Source organism: Clostridium sp. D43t1_170807_H7 (assembly GCF_015555905.1).
In the GTDB taxonomy this organism is placed as follows: Bacteria; Bacillota; Clostridia; order Clostridiales; family Clostridiaceae; genus Clostridium.
The window spans coordinates 1-17,676 of the sequence record NZ_JADNLK010000035.1 but is presented as its reverse complement, the minus strand read 5'-3'; the positions used below and the strand labels follow the sequence as shown (position 1 = coordinate 17,676).

The window sequence follows — 17,676 nt, the reverse complement described above, 5'->3', positions numbered from 1 at the left end:
TTGGTGGGGGAAAACTTGAAAAAATGAGTTTGTAAAACCGCACCAAAACAAGGTTTTGGGGGTTATGCAATAGACTATTTATAAATAAAATTTAGGGGGATAATGATGTGAGAAAAGGTTTCGGAAGACTTATTAGTTTTATAATATGTACTATATTAGTTGCTATATTATACGGTTGTACTAGCAATACAAGCGTTGATGAAAAAATAAATAAGTTTAAGCAGTTTGTAATTCAAGAGGATTATGGGTTTGCAACAAAAATATATATTGAAAATTATAATAATAATAGCTTTTTTGAAAAAGCAATAAGTATAGTTGAAGATACTGCTAAAGAAATAATAAATAATATGAGTAGTGATAATATTCCTAATGCAAAATCATTTGTGGATTTTTTAAGTAGTATAGATTATTCATCAATGAAAAGTGATGTTTTAAAAAGGATAGATGAAATTGAAGAAGAGAATAAGAAAAGTATTGTTGAAAATGATGATAATACAAGCAAAATAGATACGACAATAACAGAAGGTAGTGAAAGTGTAGTTAATAATGAGAAAGATGAATATGTTCCTAAATTAGAGATTGTAAATGATTATGGAGATTTTAATTATAAGACTTATTATAATTCAAGATTTGGCTACAGCATAGAATATCCATCATTTTTGGTTAATGAAGTTGGAAGTCAAAATAACTCAGGTGTAGTTTTAAGTAATGAGAATAATAATGTTAAATTAATTTTATGGGCTGATAATAATGCTTTATTTCTTACATTACAAGAGGTTTACGATAATGCATTGAAGGAATCGGTTAATGTAACGTATAGTAGCTTAGGCAGCAAATCTTATGTTATCTCTGGTGAGGAAGGGGATTATATATATTATAAGAATCAAGTAGTTGGAGAAGGCTCTATGAATGGATTTATGATAAAGTATCCTAAAAGGGATGAAGAGTTTTTTGATGAGATAGTTACTAAATTATATAATACATTTAATGCTCCAAATGTTGAGGAGTGTTGGTAAACTTATTCTAGTATGATTACAAATTCACTAGAGCAAGAGAGGGACTTCGTCTCTCTCAAAGACTCCCAGGGGTTTTAAAATTCGGCGTAGAGCAAACCAACCGTTTGACGGGTAGTCCTGATTTAGAGTGATATTTAAAAATTATTTATAGTGATGTGAATATTAGTGTGTTAGAAAGTCTTTAGAGGAAATTATTATAAAATTAGCTATATTTTTAAAACTTCAACAAAATACAACACAAAATACAACAAAAGTAATATATAATTGTTTATAAATATATTACAAGTATATCCATAATTACAAAATAGGAGGAAAGGCATGGAGAAAGATACTATAAATAAAGATTCAAAAGAATATTCAAAAGAATATTCAGAAAGCTCATTGTTTGATAAAATATTAAAGGTTGCAAAGAAGGCAGGGATAAATGTTATTTATGCTGCTCTAATATTATTTTATACTTTACAAAAGGCAACAACTCCAGGATGGGCTAAGACTGCAATAATAGGAGCACTAGGGTATTTTATAAGTCCCCTTGATGTTATTCCAGACTTAACACCAATTGCAGGATATTCTGATGATTTAGGAGTACTTGCTTTAGCACTCGCAACAGTTGCAATGTTCATAGATGATGAAGTGAAAAATAAGGCAAAGGATAAGCTAAGAGATTGGTTTGGGGATTATGATGATGCTTTATTAAAGGAAGTAGATGAAAAAATAGAGTCTAATCGTAAATAAGACACTTTTTACATAATAAAGTGATTAGTATTAAAAAAAGACTACAGTGGGGGAATTTATTATGGCAAACAAAGCTCTTGAAAGCATAGTATTAGCAATTGAAGTGTAATAAGCAATTGATAAGGCTGGAAATCCAACCTTTACAAAAAAAGAAGATAGGTAGCTTTATATGATATAATTTTATGATGATACTTTAGTAGTTACAATAATTTTCTCCTAGGATATATTTATAGTATGAGATAAAGAGATGAGTGGGAGAAAAGGGATAAAATTTTATTGAGAGAGTACTACTTAGATAACTGAGGGGAGAAGGAAAAATATGAAAAAAGACACTACTTTTTTAAATAGTGCTATAGCACTTGAAGAGATGAGGTTAGCAGCAGAAGAAAAGTATAAAAGGGAAGAGGAAGAAGCTGTATATAAAATTGGACAATATGCAAGGAAAGAAAGATTAAATTTAGAAGTTGAAGAATCTTTTCAACAGTGTAGTAAAGCATTAGGCTCTTTAGTTGATAGATTTACGGAGAAGAAAGAAGTTAAGAATAAATTTGTTGTAGTAAATAGTAATGAGGAATTAAAAAATGCCGTAGGAAAAAGAGAGAGTATTTTAGTAAAGGATAAGGATTTATGCAGAAAGATTATATTATTATCTCAGTTACAGGAAAGTAAAGGCGTTGTTAAGGAAATATTAAAACTAGGGGCAAGTCTTTTAACTACTTCTAAGCTTTCTATATTATCAGGATTACCTATTGCTGTTTCAATAACTTTAATAGTAACTATAGGGACAGTAGCTATAGTTGCTATTATCAAGGACTATACCATAATAAGAAAAGATAATGGTGATATAATTATGTATCCTTCAAGTAATAAGCAAGAGAGTGACTTCGTCCCTCTCAAGGACCCCCGGCAGACTGTGCATAAATTATAATTTTAATTAACCAATACTTTATTTATGCATATACTTTTCTATATAAATTAACATTATTAAATATAGTTAATAATATTACGGTATAAAGGGATTCTAATATCCCTTTTACACCTAATATTTTTATTACTCTTTTTAAATTATAGGTAAAAAAGGCAATACTAATCTCACCTCTTACGTTTTTAAAATTTCTAAGAAGTAGATAGGTAAAATTCATATTTCTTTTTAAAGTTCCAAATGGATGTTCAACAATACTTTTTCTTAAAGAATACTTATCTTTGCAAGTTTCTAATCTTAAAATCATATTGTCAACTGATTGACTACTTTCATTTCTTCTAATTACTTTTCCATTTTTAGCTTTAGTACATTTACTTTTATTAGAACATCTATTACAAACTTCTGAATTATTATATTCTTTAATCTTTGAATCTTTTTTCCTTGTAATAAGATATAATCTGTTTCCTTCAGGACAAATATAAGTATCAGTTTTATTATCATATTTAAATTTTTCAGAGAAATATCTACTATCTCCTATACCATTAGAATAACAAGGCTTTGAAACATATGTAATTATCTCTTCTCTTTCACACTGATGTATATCATTGGAATCGAAATATCCTTTATCAGCTAAAACCTCTAACGTTTTTACCTTGTAAATATCCTTAGCTTTTTTACTCATAGTATATAATTGCCCTTGATCTTGAGATAAATTATTTACTTCAAAAGTTGTTATTAATTTATTCTTGCAGTCTACAACTGCTTGTACGTTATATCCAACATCAGTTCCTTGATGTGCTCCAAATTTTACTGTTCTAGCATCATTATCTGTAAGATTAATCTCATTAACATCTGCTTCATCCATATTTTTTTCTAATTCATCATAATATTTTAATTTTTCTTTCAGATTATCAATTTCAATATTAATAAGCTCTTTATCTAATTCTTTCTGGTTTTCTAGTCTATCTGAAACTTCTATCTCATGTAAATATTCTTTAATTTTACTATTGGCAATTTCTCTCATTTTAATTAATTTATTTCTACTATAATGTTTTCTTTTCGATGCCGAAGCTTCCAGCTTCGTACCGTCAAGTGCTACTAATTCTCTACTATATAACCCTAAATTAATACAATAATTAACAAAGCTTTTAAAAATAGATTCTAATGCATCAATATTATCTTTTCTAAAATCTGCTATAACTCTATATTTAGGTTTAATATCTTTAATTAGCCAAATAACTTCTTTATTTATTACACATTGTTTTGCTAATTTTCTTGAAGATCTTATTCCATTAAAATATCCATAGATATATAATTTCAATAAATCCTTAGGATCAAATTTCGGTCTGCCCGAATCTTTATTATTGCCAAGCTTAAAACCTAATGATTCTATATCCATAGCATCAACAATTTTATCAATAACTCTAACTTCACTATCAGGTGAAGCAAAAGATTCTAAACTTTCTATTCTCATTTGATTTCTATCTTCCCCATGGATATAATTCATAATAAGCATCTCCTAACATTTAATGTTTAATAATACTTATAATACCATATCTCCGAAGTTTTCGCACAGTCTGCCGGGGGTTTTAAAATTTTCCAGTGGCAAGCTTAAGTTAAAGGCTAAATGTTCAAATTATGAATATTTAGCCTTTTAGTTTAAGAAAAAATAAATATGGGCTATAATATAAATATAGAAAGTTGGTGTTTAGTTGGAAAAAGAGAAAGTAAAATTAGATGAAGTTCTAAAGTTTTTATTTTCAACATCTAATAAGGTATTAGTGAAGTTATTAAATGGAATATTTAATGAAAATTTTAGTGTAGATGAAGTAGAATTAACTGTTAGTAATAATGAGTTTGTTGAAGATGATTTAGGAATATTAAGAGGAGATATGTTTTTTGATATTCTTAATAAAGATTATAATAAGGCAAGTTATCATATAGAATTTCAGACAAAAAATGATAATATAATGATTGTTAGGATGTTTGAGTATGGTTTTAAAAAGGGAAAAGAGCAACTGAAAAGTTTTAAGAACTATACAGAAGACATAAGAACTATATATTTCCCAAAGCAAAAAGTAATATTTTTTGAAGAAAATAAAAATATTAAAAATGATAAATTGCAATAACAAATTGAACTATTTTGTATTTATGATTTAAACGCTTGAATTTATTTATATTGCATAGATTTCATCTAAGTGTATTTCAAATAGCTCTTCTGGAGTTTTGTAGTTAAGTATTCTTCTTGGAAGAGTATTCATCCATTCCTCTATATATGCAATGTCATCTGAGCTATAATCTGATATGCGTTTTCTCTTCGGTATAAAACGACGGATTAAGCCATTATGACGTTCATTAGTTCCCTTTTCAAATGATGAATAAGGATGTGTGAAATATACTTTTGTGTCTGTTTCTGCTTCTAATATTGATAAATCAGCGAATTCAGACCCATTATCACCTGTTATAGTCTTGAAAATATCACTGAATTTATCACCATATATATTACGGATTGTATTAAGTGCTTCCGTAACTGCTTCAGCAGTCTTAGATGCAATTTTATGAATAATAGCATTTCTAGTTTTACGCTCAACAATAGTTAGGAGAACACAGTCATCTTTGGATTTTTCACCGACAACAGTGTCTATTTCCCAATGACCAAATTCTTCACGATTATCGATACTACTAGGACGTTCAGCAATACTTTTACCTAGCTTTTTCTTGTGTTTTTTCACTCTTGATGGCTTGGTATTTCTACGTGGTTTCATCGGTAAATCTGCATTAATGACAGCTAGCAATCCTAAATCAATATAATTGTATAAAGTTTTAGTGCAAACTATTTGAGAGCGCTGAAACTTGCCTGTGGCAAGGGCGTTACCTATACATGCATCTGGTGACCATGAATGTGTTTTTATTTTATCAACAGCATAATTGATGAAGTCAACACATTCTAGATATTTGAATGTACGGCAAGAATTCTGACGATTATTTCTGTAAACAGCTTCGCCAGTATCTGCAAGATACATTTTTACATGCTTACCTTGTTTAATTTGTGTAGTTGTGCCACGACGTATTTCATTTAGAATAGTATTAATTGGACGATTTAACTCTTTAGCTATCTTATATGCTGAAAATCCATCTTTAAGGCGAAGCTCAATAGTCATTCGTTCTTTGAAATTCAAGTGTTTATTTTTACGTGATTCTATGTTATGATTTTGATGATCCATAGTGATTATCCTCCGTGTTGAATTTTGTTTCGCGATTAAATCATAACACAGATAATCTACTATGGATTTTTTATTAGTTCAATTTCATTTTACAACTAGTCAAATATTAAAAATCAATTAAAATTAAAAATAATATTTCCAGATGAGAAGGAGATTATTTATACAGTAGATGTAATGAAATATTGGGAATACAGTGATGAACAACTTAGAGAAAAGAAGATGTATCCCCTAATACCATTACAGCTTTTTAAGTTAAGAAAAGAGTTAGAAAAGGCACATAATAAGAAGGATTTAAATAGAATAAAAGAATTATCTAATAATGCTAAAGAACTTGCTGGTAAATTAGCTAAACAATCAGCAATATTATTTGAAGCTGATGAAATATTAGGTGAAGATTTTCATAAGATGCTATTAGCTATACAAAATCTAATAGAATATTTAAATAGAAATTATATGAATGATGAAAATATAGAAAATGAGGTGACTAAAATGACTAAAACATTATATGACCCCGAAGTAGAAAAAAGAGGAATAGAAAAGGGAAGAGGAGAGGGAATAGAAGAAGGAATTAATCTTACTAAAAAGGTATTTAAATTAGCTAGCCAAGGAGAAACAATAGGTAATATATCAAAAATATGTAAGATATCAGAAGAGAAAGTTAAAGAAATTTTAGATTAAAGAGCAAGAGTAGTCTCAAGGCCCCGGGGGTTTTAAAGCAAGAGAGTGACTTCGTCCCTCTCAAGGACCCCCGGGGGTTTAAAAATTTTCCAGTGGCAAGCTTATGTAAAAGTCATGAGTTTGTCACTGTTTTTTGTTAATTGATTTTTTTATTTATAACATATTTAATGTGGGATATAATTAAAATATACAATAATTATATTGATAAGAGAGGTAAAATAAATGGGAGTAGATATAAAGGAAGATTTTTTGCAGAAGGAAGAGTGGATTAATAATATAAAATTTATGTCTCCAAGACCTAGATATAACCATATAGAGTTGCAAGGGGAGATATATATGCAGCTTAAGCAATATTTTAAGAAAAGGTGTAATGTTTCAATCGAAGCTGCACTGTTTTTAACAAAGGATGATCCTATAGAAATAAAGAATGACAAGAATAAAATTGATTTATTAGTAAAATCTAAAAAAGTAGAAGTTGCTCCCGATGTTGCTGTTTATTGTGATAAAAATCAAATTTTCTATAGGGGTTATATAGGTATCCCACAATTAGTTGTAGAGGTATTAAGTCCATCTAATGCTGATGATGATTTGATTGTGAAAAAGGATTTATATGAAAAGTATGGTGTGCCTGAATATTGGATCATATCACCAATGAGTAAAAAAGTATGGATTTACATGTTAATTGATAATAAATATGAATTAAAGAATAGTTGTACGTTAAATGATAAGTTTACATCTACAAGATTTGAAGAATTAGAGATTGATTTATCAGAGGTTGAATTAATAGTAGAGGAATAAAAGAGTGTCCCTCTCAAGGACCCCCGGGGGTTTTAAAATTTTCCAGTGACAAGCTTATGTAAAAGCATAAGATTGTCACTATTTTTTTCGTTAAATGAAGATTTAATATGTGAATTCTATTTATATATTCACACTCAAGGTATATAATAATGCTATATAGGAAAATATATCAAGCTAGGAAGTGATTATAATGATGATACGTATTAACTCAATGAGATTTCAAAATATAGTAAATAATTATATTGAGATATTAAATGATTTAGAAGAAGATTGCTGTTTATATGATACATTAAAGGAAGATGACAAGTTTTATAAGCAAGTATCTAATTCTTTTAGAAATAACATGAAAGAGATGTATACTATTTTTGAAGATTATTTGGCATTTTCATTGAGCTCTGTTGGAGTGGCAGTAACAGATAATAAGCTAAGAGAGTACATTTTAAATGCATATAAACTAAAAATAATTCCAGAAGACTTTTATGAGTTTTATAATAAAACATTAAATATTAGAAATACATTTGCTCATCAATATAAGAAACCTACTACAAAAGAATTGGTAAAGTTATATAAAAATAATAAAAGTATTTTAGAAAATTTTAAGTTATTTATGGAGAAAAGGCTTAAGGATAATATTAAAAATAATAGAAGGGATTTATTATCTTTATATGATGAATAATACAGAAATAATAAAAGTAATACATGATATTTTCACAAGGGATGATATTGATGCTTGTTATATTTTCGGAAGTTTTTTAACTAGTAGATTTACAGAACAATCAGATATAGATATTGCTATAGTTGGTAATATTGAATTAGAAGATAGACTTTATATAGAAGGAATTTTAGAAGAAAAATTGAATAGGTCTATAGATTTAGTAAATATAGAGGAATTACCAAAGAATATTCAATTACAGATTGTAAGTAGGAATAAGAAGATTATATTTAAAGAAAATGAAAATACTGATAGATATTTATATGAATTAGATACATGGTATAAGGAAGACTATCCGTTTTGGTTAAAATTACAAAGAGAAATGGGATATGAAGTTCAATAAGATATTGATTCCCAGGGATTTTAAGACCCCAAGAGAGTGAGTTCGTCCCCCTCAAGGACCCCCGGGGGTTTTAAAATTTTCCAGTGGCAAGCTTATGTTAAAGCACGAGTTTGTCACTATTTTTTTCGTCAAATAAGTATGAGTTTTATGTTTAGAAAAAATATAAAGGTCAAGAATACTCCTTATAGGTATAAGCAATAAGGAGGCAGAAATGACAAGCGAAAAAAGATCATGGTATGAGGGAGCTACATATCACATTACAGCAAGAGGACATCATAGAAATGATATATTTAGGGATGAAGAAGATTTTAAGATATATTTAATTATTCTAGAAGAAGCATTGCTTTATTTTAATAATTATAATTATGAAATAATAGCATACTGTTTAATGGATAATCATGTACATTTACTTTTAAAAACTGGAGTAGAGCCGCCATGGAGATTTATAGCGCGAGTTCATTCTATATATGCAAGGTATTTTAATAAAAAATATAACTATTTAGGTACACTGTTTCAAGGAAGATATAGTGCAGAGATTATAGAAAACGATACTTATATGCTTGAAACCTCAAGGTATATTCATTTAAATCCGGTAAAAGCAAGAATGGTTGAAACACCTGATGAATATAAATGGTGCAGTTACTTAATATATGTTGGAGAGCAAGAAGAAAATTTTATTAATTCAAAAATAATATTAAATTACTTTCAATATGAGAAAAGATTTAAGTTATATAGAGAGTTTGTATATACGAAACTAAAAGAATTAAGAGAAAAGTTACTAGAAGAAGAAATTAAAGCAAATCAAGAGATAAGGTTAATTTGCGTTTAATAAATTAAATGAAGTAACAGATTTTTTAACAGGAGTAAAGCCATACGAACCAATTAAAGATAAAAAGGATAATTATAAATTAGATAGTCCATATATAATAGATTTTCAAGATGTTCAAGGGCAAGATAGTGCACTTGAATTTGTGGCTGTTGCAGCAGCCGGAGGGCATAATTTATTAATGTCAGGAACGCCTGGATGTGGTAAATCAATGGTTGCAAAAAGAATACCAACAATACTACCAGCTATGAGTGAAGAAGAGGCTTTAGAAGTGACAAAGATTTATAGTGTAGCAGGGCTTTTGAAAAATAGAGGTACATTAATAACAGAAAGGCCTTTTAGGTCACCACACCATAGTGCATCTACAAACTCATTAGTTGGTGGGGGCATGTTTGCTATGCCAGGGGAAATATCGTTAGCACATAATGGAGTACTATTCTTAGATGAGATTGCAGAATTTAATAAGAAGACCTTAGATGCACTAAGACAGCCAATTGAAGATGGAAAAGTATCAATTTCTAGAGTTAGACATACTCATGTATTTCCATCTAAGTTTATGCTAGTAGCAGCAATGAACCCTTGCCCTTGTGGTTATCATGGCGAAAGTAGATGTCATTGTACAGATTATGAAATTATTAAGTATTCTCAAAAATTATCTGGACCAATAATGGATAGAATTGATATACAAAAATATTTTAGAAGTGTTCATATTAAGGAGTTAGCTAATGATGTTAAGGGGCCAACATCAAATAGAATTTTTTAAAAGAATAGATTTTGTATATGAAGCAACTTATGATGAATTAATTAAAGTTGAGGGAATAGGTGATAAATTAGCTAAAATAATAGTTGAAAATAAAGATTTAAGTAAAAGTAAGGAGATATATTACAAGTGTAAAAGAAGTAAAATCAAGATTATAACTATGGAATGTAGCAATTATCCTAAGCAACTAAAAAATTTTAAAAATGCACCTATAATATTATATGTTAAGGGAGAATTAAAGGAATTTGACAGTGCTGTATGTATAGTTGGATCTAGAAGATGTACTGAGTATAGTAAGAATATAACAGTTGAGTTAACTGAAAATTTATCAAAAAGAAATATACCTATAATAAGTGGTATGGCTAAGGGGATAGATGGATATTCACATACAGTAGCATTACATAATGATAATTATACTATTGCAGTAGTAGGAACTGGAGTTGATATATGCTATCCAATTGAACATCTAACATTAATGAATGAAATAATAAAAAAAGGAGCAGTTATTTCGCAATTTGAGCCAGGTACAAGTAATATTAAAAGTAATTTTATTAAAAGAAATGAGCTTATGGCAATGTTAGCAGAAAAAATAATAGTGGTTGAAGCAACTAAGGATAGTGGAGCTGTATATACAGCACATTGTGGAATGAAATATAAGAAAGAAGTATATTCTGTACCAGGAAATATTAATAATAAAAGTAGTGAGGGTACTAATATGTTAATAAGTGAAGGGGCTAAGCCTTATTTATCTGTTAAAAGTATTATTAAAGAAGAGGTTGAGATTTGTAGTAATAATTTAGAAAAGGATAAAAATTTAAGTTCAATAAAAATGGAAATACTTAAATTAATAGATAAAAATAAGATGTCAGTAGATGAATTAAAGATAAAATTGAATTTTGTAAAGGATAATTTAGAAGAAATTTTGCTTGATATGGAGCTTAAAGGCTATATTAGACAAGTTTCTGGATATATCGAAAATGACCCTCGGGGGTTTTAAAATTCAGTGACAAGCTTATGTAAAAGCATGAGCTTATCACTGTTGTTGTTAATAGAGATTTTTATTTATAACATATTTAATGTAGGATATAATTAAAATATACAGTAATTATATTGATAGGAGAAAGTTATGAGTAAAGGTTTATTAGATCCTAAAGTAGATTTTGTATTTGTGCGACAAGAAGTTGTGTTAGGAGCTGTCTAAGGCAATAATATGCCCTTCGGACTATTTCAGCTACTTGAAATAATGCTACCAGTAGGTGCATTACTGGTAACGGTATTGTACTAAGCTACTGGGACAAAGCAGGAAAATAGGTAATCCCTACGCTATCTACTGCAAGCATAAATAATTTACTATGAGCAGATTACTCAAACTGTTGTAAGGTTCGTAAAATCTATCAAGCGAAAAGGGATTGATACGCTTAAGCCAAAAGGCATGGAGCATACGCATTATGTTTGAATACGCAGAATGTGAAGTAGCTGTCGCTCCCGGACTATAGACAGGCTCTAAGGTAAATTGAAATGGTCGTAACACAGAACTTGGTAAACCCTATACATATCCAACGAAAGTTGGACAGTAGAGGGTAGAGGAAGATATAAAAAGCGAACGATTTTCAGTAATAGAAAATATAGCTCTTCAAGATTTGGAGTAACCCGAAAGGGTGCAGACTTATATCATGGTCTTTGATTATGATGATAGAATGATACTTACGAACAAGGGAGGCAAGTAGACTGTACTATAACAGACAGCAAACTTGGATAAACAAATGAATATAAATAATGAACTAATCTGGGATAATATTGATTGGAATGAAATTAATTTGTTTATTAATAAGATTCAATCTAGAATTGTAAAAGCATAAGGAAGAAGTTGTGCTGATGCAAGAGAGCAGTTATTTATAAACTATAGTAGGAAAACTTCTCCTATGTGGATTTTAGAAGGTGATATCAAAGGGTGTTTTGATAACATATCTCATGACTGGTTAATAGATAATGTACCAATGGACAAAGCTATTCTACGAAGCTTTCTAAAAGCAGGATTTATACATAAAGGATTTAGATTTTCTACCGATAATGGAACTCCACAAGGTGGAATTATAAGCCCATGCTTGGCCAATTTTACTTTAGATGGAATTGCTAAATTATTGAAAGATAATTTTAAAAGGCATAAAAATGAGGGAAGGAAAAGGGCAAAAGTGCATTTGATTCGCTATGCTGATGATTTTATCATAACAGCAGGAACTAAAGAAATAGCAATTAAAGCTAAAGCGTTAGTTAAAGAGTTTTTAGCGGATAGGGGGTTAGAATTATCAGATGAAAAAACCCTGATAACCAATATTGATGAAGGTGCTGATTTTTTGGGTTGGAATATCAGAAAGTACAATAGTAAATTACTTATAAAGCCATCGACCAAGTCCATCAAATCTGTTATTTCAAAACTCAGAGATGTTATAAACAGTAATAAATCAATACATCAAGATTTGTTAATTGCACAATTAAATCCAATAATTACAGGGTGGAGTAATTACCATCAAGGAGCTGTGTCAAAACGCATATTTCAGAAGGTAGACCACATAATATACCTTATGCTATGGAAATGGTGTAAAAGAAGACATCCCAACAAGGGGAATAAATGGGTCAAGAGTAGGTATTTTAAAAGTTATGGAAATAGAAATTGGATATTTGGAGACACTCTGACATTAAAGAAAATGAGTGATAAGAATATTATAAGACATCCTAGATTAAAACTTGATAAAAATCCGTTTATTGACTTAGAATACTTTGAAAAACGTAAATATAGAATGGGTTGTTTAAAGCTATCGGGAAATATGAAAAAACTATGGATTAAACAAAAAGGCTATTGTCCTTTATGTAATGAATCTATGGATATAGCAGAAGATAGAAGAATGATGTACACAGACAATAAATCAGATAGTAAAAATAAAATTAGTAATATGATTATGGTTCATAAGGACTGTATGAAAATCCAATGTTATCAAGGGAGGTTGGCGTAAATATGAAAAATGAACGTTTACAAAGGCTTGAGCCGTATGAGTTGAAAGACTCACGTACGGTTCTTAGACGGGAAAAGATGAGTAATCATCTCGACCTAGTCGTCAAAAATATATTTGGCTCGCCCAATCATCCAGAAATATTAATATCATTTTTGAATGCAACATTAAAGCCGAAAAAGAAAATAGTAAGTGTTGATATAAAAAAAACAGACATAGAAAAACAATATATTGAGGATAAATATTCAAGATTAGATGTAAAAGCTACAACAAGTAATGATGAGATAATTAATATTGAAATACAACTAAAAAATGAAAATAATATGGTAAAGAGGAGTCTTTACTATTTAAGTAAGATGTATGAAGAACAGTTAAATGAAAAAGAAGATTATTCAAAATTAGCAAGAACTGTGTGTATTAATATTCTTAATTTTAAATATCTTAAAACAGATAATTTTCATACAGGATATAGATTTAAAGAAATTGAAAGTAATGAAGAGTTAACAGATATTATGGAAGTTCACTTTATAGAAATTCCAAAGTTACAGGATTCTAGTGATGAAAAGGATATGCTTGTTGCATGGACAGAATTTTTAAAAGATCCAGAAAGTGAAAAAGTTAGAGGATTAGAGTTGAGTATAGAAGAAATACGACAAGCAAAGGATGAGCTTATAAGAATGAGTAACGATAGTACTCAAAGAGAATTATATGATATGAGAGCTAATTCTTTAAGGGATAAAATAAGCGAATTGAATGCAGTAGAAAGAAAAGGTATAGAAAAAGGTAAAAGAGAAGAAAAAATAAAAATAGCAAGGAATATGAAGTTAAGTGGATTAGATACTAATACAATTGCAAAGATAACTAATTTATCACCAGATGAAATAGATAAATTATAGGCCCTCTAAAGGACCCCCGGGGGTTTAAAAATTTTCCAGTGGCAAGCTTATGTGAAAGCATAAGTTTGTCACTGTTTTTTCGTTATAGTATAACAACTAGAGGAAATAGAAAAAATGATATTTTTAGAGATGAAGAAGATTTAAAGTATATTAAAAATAATTAAGGTATTTTCAAATACAAGCTATATGCATAATCATATGGCTTATTTTTTAATATTTTTTGGGGGGATTTTTGTAAAAAATTCTCTTTGGAGATATGTATTATTCTAAATATTCAGCTCAAGTAACAGAGAGACAAGTCACTAAGTTTAATATTTAATAGCTTTAGCTTATAAGAAAAGGGTAGTAATAAGAGAGACGAAAGCAAATCTTATTACTACCTTAAATTTATATAAATTATAAAAAATATAAAAAATTATCAATAATATATATAAAAAGTTAATTGGTTATTTTATAATAATATATGTAATTTATGGTGTTAAATGGTATATGGGTAAAGATAGTGATAATAAAATTTGATATTTAAAAGAAATATCAGATAAGCAAAGCGAAAGGATGAGAGGAAGATAATATGAAAATAGCAATAGCAGGAATAGGATATGTTGGATTGGCTAATGCAATACTTTTAGCTCAACATAATGAGTAGTAGCATTAGATATTATTCAAGAAAAGGTTGATATGATTAATGATAAAGTATCTCCAATAGTAGATAAAGAGATACAAGATTACTTAATAAATAAAAAGTTAAATTTAGTAGCTACTACAGATGCATATAAAGCATATAAGGATGCCGAATTTGTTTTAATTTCAACACCAACAAATTATGATCTAGAAAAGAATTATTTTAACACAAGAAGTGTTGAAGCTGTAATAGCAAATGTGCTTTCAATAAATCCAGAAGCCACAATGGTTATTAAATCAACAGTACCAGTTGGGTATACTGAAAAAGTGAGAAGGATGTTTGAAACATCTAATATAATATTCTCACCAGAATTCTTAAGAGAAGGACGAGCCTTATATGATAATTTATATCCATCAAGAATTATAGTTGGTGAACAATCTGAAAGAGCAAAGAAATTTGCTGATTTGTTAGTTCAGGGTGCAATGAAAGAGGATATCCCTGTATTATTTATAGATAGTACAGAAGCTGAGGCAGTTAAGTTGTTCTCTAATACATATCTTGCATTAAGAGTAGCATATTTTAATGAATTGGATACTTATGCAGAGATTAGGGGATTAAATACAAAACAAATAATTGAAGGGGTATGCCTTGATCCAAGAATAGGTAGTCATTATAATAATCCTTCCTTTGGATATGAGGGATATTGTTTACCAAAGGATACAAAGCAATTGCGAGCTAATTATAAGGATGTACCCAATGAAATTATAGGTGCAATAGTTTAGGCAAATAGAACTAGAAAAGATCATATTGCAGGGCAAATAATAAAAAGGAATCCTAAAATAGTTGGAATTTATAGATTAACAATGAAAGTAGATTCTGATAACTTTAGAGATTCCTCAATTCAAGGAATAATGAAGAGAATTAAAGCTAAAGGAATTGAAGTAGTAGTATATGAACCATCTTTGAAAGAAGAGAAATTCTTCAATTCAAGGGTAACTAAAAATTTGAATAAATTTAAGGATATGTGTGATGTTATAGTATCAAATAGGTTATCAAAGGAGTTATTTGGTGTTGAAGAAAAAGTATACACTAGAGATTTATTTAATAGAGATTAGCAATCTCGTCCATTTCAAAGACTTCTGTGGGTTTTAAAATTTCTAGAGCCAAGCTTTATATATAATCATAGAGCTTGGCTTTAGTTAATAGGGAATTAAATTTATTTAGTTAAATTTAATTATAAAATATAAAAATGGAATTTAAATACTATAAGTATATAATAGTGCTGAAATTAGACGGACGATTATAAGAAATAAATTATAAAGTCCATGATATAATTAAATATAAATATTATTTATATTTATCGGGAGAATTATAATGTTTTTATAACTGAAATTATAAATAAAGGTGATAGTTTATTAATTCCAGCTAAGTTAGGTAATTATGAAGTTAAGGGTGATTTAGAGATATTAATATCTAAACCAGTTATATACAGTTTTAAAAATTATAATATCACAACTTCTTCAGAAAAGACAAAATAACTAAATTATATTCTGAAGAAATTTTATAAAAGGGTAAAGATATGGAGAATTAAATATGGAACAATTAATATTAAATTACGTAGAAAACAATATAACAGAAGAGGTAAAACAAGAATTTATAAATGCAGCTATACATTTCATAATTAATGAAGATAATTGTAGCCAAGCTGATATTATGAGAATCAAATATAGATTCAAAAAAATAAAATCAAAAGAAATTCTAGATTACTTAAAATTATGTTCCACTTATGGATACATAATTTATAGATCAGTAATACTTAATTTAATAGAAGATAACATGAAATCAAAATGTTGTGAAGTTATTATGGAAATAAGCAATGAATTAACTAAGTATGTAACTATGGAAAGTGATGAAGATCAGTTACATAAAAATATAGAGTTAGCTATTAGCAAGTTATATATTAGTGAGGGCTGCAATAAAGTAGCTTTAGAAAAATTTAAAACATGTAATTTTAACTTTTAATAGTTTATAAATTTAGAGAGCATTTCGCTAATTATTTAGTGAAATGCTCTTTTTTATAAGCGTTAAAAATTAAGTCACTAGATTATATAGTAGTGGTAAATGGAGAAAAAAATAGAATAAAATATTTAATTAGGAACAATTTGGCAGTAATATTAATATAGTAAAACAAATTAATTAATTTTATATATTTGAATCTGTTAAGGTGGTATGAAAGAATAGCTTAATTTTCAATAATAATTAAAAAATAACTTTACAATATTGCCTAAAATTTAAAAGAAAAGTAGTGTAAAAAAACTTTACACTAACAAATTTATGGGAGGGAATAAATAATGAAAGGAATAATTTTAGCCGGAGGAGCAGGGACAAGACTATATCCAGCAACAAAGTCAATGTCAAAACAAATGATTCCAATATATGATAAACCAATGATTTACTATCCAATGTCAGTATTAATGTTAGCTGGGATAACAGATATTCTTATAATATCAACACCAAGAGATATAGTTAATTTTGAAGAATTATTTAAAGATGGTTTTGAATATGGTCTAAATATTGAATATGCAATTCAAGAACAACCTAATGGATTAGCAGAAGCATTTATAATCGGTGAAGAATTTATAGGTGATGATAATGTAGCAATGATATTAGGAGATAATATATTCTATGGACAAAGCTTTAGTGATCATTTAAAAGAAGCAGCGCAATTAGAAAATGGAGCAATGGTATTTGGATACTATGTTCAAGATCCAAGAGCTTTTGGAGTAGTTGGTTTTGATGAAAATAGTAAGGTAACCTCTTTAGAAGAAAAACCAGAAAAACCAAAATCAAAATATGCAGTTCCAGGACTTTATTTCTATGATAACTCAGTAGTAGCAAAAGCAAAGGCATTAAAGCCATCAGCAAGGGGCGAACTTGAAATAACTGATTTAAATAAAGCTTATATGGAAGAAGGAACCTTAAAGGTAGATTTATTAGGTAGAGGAATGGCTTGGCTTGATACAGGAACTCACGTATCAATGTTAAAGGCATCTAACTTTGTTGAAGCAGTACAAACAACTCAAGGAACATTTATAGCTTGTTTAGAGGAAATTGCTTATAGACAAGGATGGATTTC

18 protein-coding genes and 2 pseudogenes are annotated in these 17,676 nt (G+C 28.6%); 18 read left to right on the top strand and 2 right to left on the bottom strand.

Annotated features, from left to right (window positions below; translation table 11 throughout):
* Positions 1-107 precede the first annotated feature (107 nt).
* The 3 genes from I2E98_RS14580 to I2E98_RS14570 all read left to right on the top strand — a co-directional run bounded on the left by I2E98_RS14580 (position 108) and on the right by I2E98_RS14570 (position 2,679).
* Positions 108-1,016: a hypothetical protein gene (locus I2E98_RS14580; RefSeq protein WP_195469608.1), complete on the top strand. Its 909-nt coding sequence runs from the start codon at positions 108-110 to the stop codon at positions 1,014-1,016.
* Positions 1,017-1,334: 318 nt separating this feature from the next.
* On the top strand, positions 1,335-1,751 hold the full coding sequence (locus tag I2E98_RS14575) for a DUF1232 domain-containing protein (RefSeq protein WP_195469607.1): 417 nt from the start codon (positions 1,335-1,337) through the stop codon (positions 1,749-1,751).
* Between the two features lie 319 nt (positions 1,752-2,070).
* A complete protein-coding gene (locus tag I2E98_RS14570) occupies positions 2,071-2,679 on the top strand; it encodes a hypothetical protein (RefSeq protein WP_195469606.1) in 609 nt (202 codons plus the stop codon).
* Positions 2,680-2,701: 22 nt separating this feature from the next.
* Here I2E98_RS14570 and I2E98_RS14565 read toward each other — a convergent pair whose 3' ends face one another.
* The gene (locus tag I2E98_RS14565) at positions 2,702-4,180 is read right to left on the bottom strand and encodes an IS1182 family transposase (RefSeq protein WP_195469605.1); all 1,479 of its coding nucleotides are present in this window, start codon (positions 4,178-4,180) and stop codon (positions 2,702-2,704) included.
* Between the two features lie 205 nt (positions 4,181-4,385).
* On the opposite strand from I2E98_RS14565, the gene I2E98_RS14560 reads away from it, so the two are divergent.
* Entirely contained in the window at positions 4,386-4,802 is a 417-nt protein-coding gene (locus I2E98_RS14560) for a PD-(D/E)XK nuclease family transposase (protein WP_243251204.1), read from the top strand.
* 45 nt (positions 4,803-4,847) lie between these two features.
* Here I2E98_RS14560 and I2E98_RS14555 read toward each other — a convergent pair whose 3' ends face one another.
* Positions 4,848-5,897: an IS30 family transposase gene (locus tag I2E98_RS14555; protein ID WP_195469604.1), complete on the bottom strand. Its 1,050-nt coding sequence runs from the start codon at positions 5,895-5,897 to the stop codon at positions 4,848-4,850.
* Positions 5,898-6,071: 174 nt separating this feature from the next.
* Here I2E98_RS14555 and I2E98_RS14550 point away from each other — a divergent pair, with 174 nt between their 5' ends.
* The 14 genes and pseudogenes from I2E98_RS14550 to rfbA all read left to right on the top strand — a co-directional run.
* Positions 6,072-6,575: a hypothetical protein gene (locus tag I2E98_RS14550; RefSeq protein ID WP_195469603.1), complete on the top strand. Its 504-nt coding sequence runs from the start codon at positions 6,072-6,074 to the stop codon at positions 6,573-6,575.
* A gap of 222 nt (positions 6,576-6,797) precedes the next feature.
* Positions 6,798-7,373, top strand: a complete 576-nt coding sequence (locus I2E98_RS14545; protein WP_195469602.1) for a Uma2 family endonuclease — start codon at positions 6,798-6,800, stop codon at positions 7,371-7,373.
* 190 nt (positions 7,374-7,563) lie between these two features.
* Complete coding sequence (locus I2E98_RS14540; RefSeq protein WP_195469601.1) at positions 7,564-8,049, top strand: hypothetical protein; 486 nt, start codon at positions 7,564-7,566, stop codon at positions 8,047-8,049.
* Complete coding sequence (locus tag I2E98_RS14535) at positions 8,039-8,428, top strand: nucleotidyltransferase domain-containing protein (RefSeq protein ID WP_195469600.1); 390 nt, start codon at positions 8,039-8,041, stop codon at positions 8,426-8,428. The genes I2E98_RS14540 and I2E98_RS14535 overlap by 11 nt, the downstream gene beginning before the upstream one ends.
* A gap of 211 nt (positions 8,429-8,639) precedes the next feature.
* Complete coding sequence (locus I2E98_RS14530; protein ID WP_195469599.1) at positions 8,640-9,257, top strand: transposase; 618 nt, start codon at positions 8,640-8,642, stop codon at positions 9,255-9,257.
* Positions 9,258-9,399: 142 nt separating this feature from the next.
* Entirely contained in the window at positions 9,400-10,017 is a 618-nt protein-coding gene (locus I2E98_RS14525) for an ATP-binding protein (protein WP_347708046.1), read from the top strand.
* Entirely contained in the window at positions 9,980-11,011 is a 1,032-nt protein-coding gene (gene dprA, locus I2E98_RS14520; protein ID WP_195469598.1) for a DNA-processing protein DprA, read from the top strand. Before I2E98_RS14525 ends, dprA begins: the two co-directional genes overlap by 38 nt.
* A gap of 874 nt (positions 11,012-11,885) precedes the next feature.
* Positions 11,886-12,371, top strand: a pseudogene (locus I2E98_RS16255) (reverse transcriptase/maturase family protein); the annotation flags it as partial.
* Positions 12,369-13,025 carry a group II intron maturase-specific domain-containing protein gene (locus I2E98_RS16250; RefSeq protein WP_279324991.1) on the top strand — a complete coding sequence of 219 codons (657 nt, stop codon included), beginning with the start codon at positions 12,369-12,371 and terminating at the stop codon, positions 13,023-13,025. The pseudogene I2E98_RS16255 and the gene I2E98_RS16250, both read left to right, overlap by 3 nt.
* 2 nt (positions 13,026-13,027) lie before the next feature.
* On the top strand, positions 13,028-13,918 hold the full coding sequence (locus I2E98_RS14510; RefSeq protein WP_347708045.1) for an Rpn family recombination-promoting nuclease/putative transposase: 891 nt from the start codon (positions 13,028-13,030) through the stop codon (positions 13,916-13,918).
* Positions 13,919-13,956: 38 nt separating this feature from the next.
* Positions 13,957-14,082 (top strand): hypothetical protein, encoded by a 126-nt coding sequence (locus I2E98_RS16245; RefSeq protein ID WP_279324990.1) that lies wholly within the window; start codon positions 13,957-13,959, stop codon positions 14,080-14,082.
* A 407-nt stretch (positions 14,083-14,489) separates the two neighbouring features.
* Positions 14,490-15,655: pseudogene (locus I2E98_RS14505) on the top strand (nucleotide sugar dehydrogenase).
* A 478-nt stretch (positions 15,656-16,133) separates the two neighbouring features.
* Positions 16,134-16,562: a hypothetical protein gene (locus I2E98_RS14500; RefSeq protein ID WP_195469597.1), complete on the top strand. Its 429-nt coding sequence runs from the start codon at positions 16,134-16,136 to the stop codon at positions 16,560-16,562.
* A 329-nt stretch (positions 16,563-16,891) separates the two neighbouring features.
* The coding region (gene rfbA / locus I2E98_RS14495) for a glucose-1-phosphate thymidylyltransferase RfbA (protein ID WP_195469596.1) at positions 16,892-17,676 on the top strand (785 nt) is incomplete at its 3' end.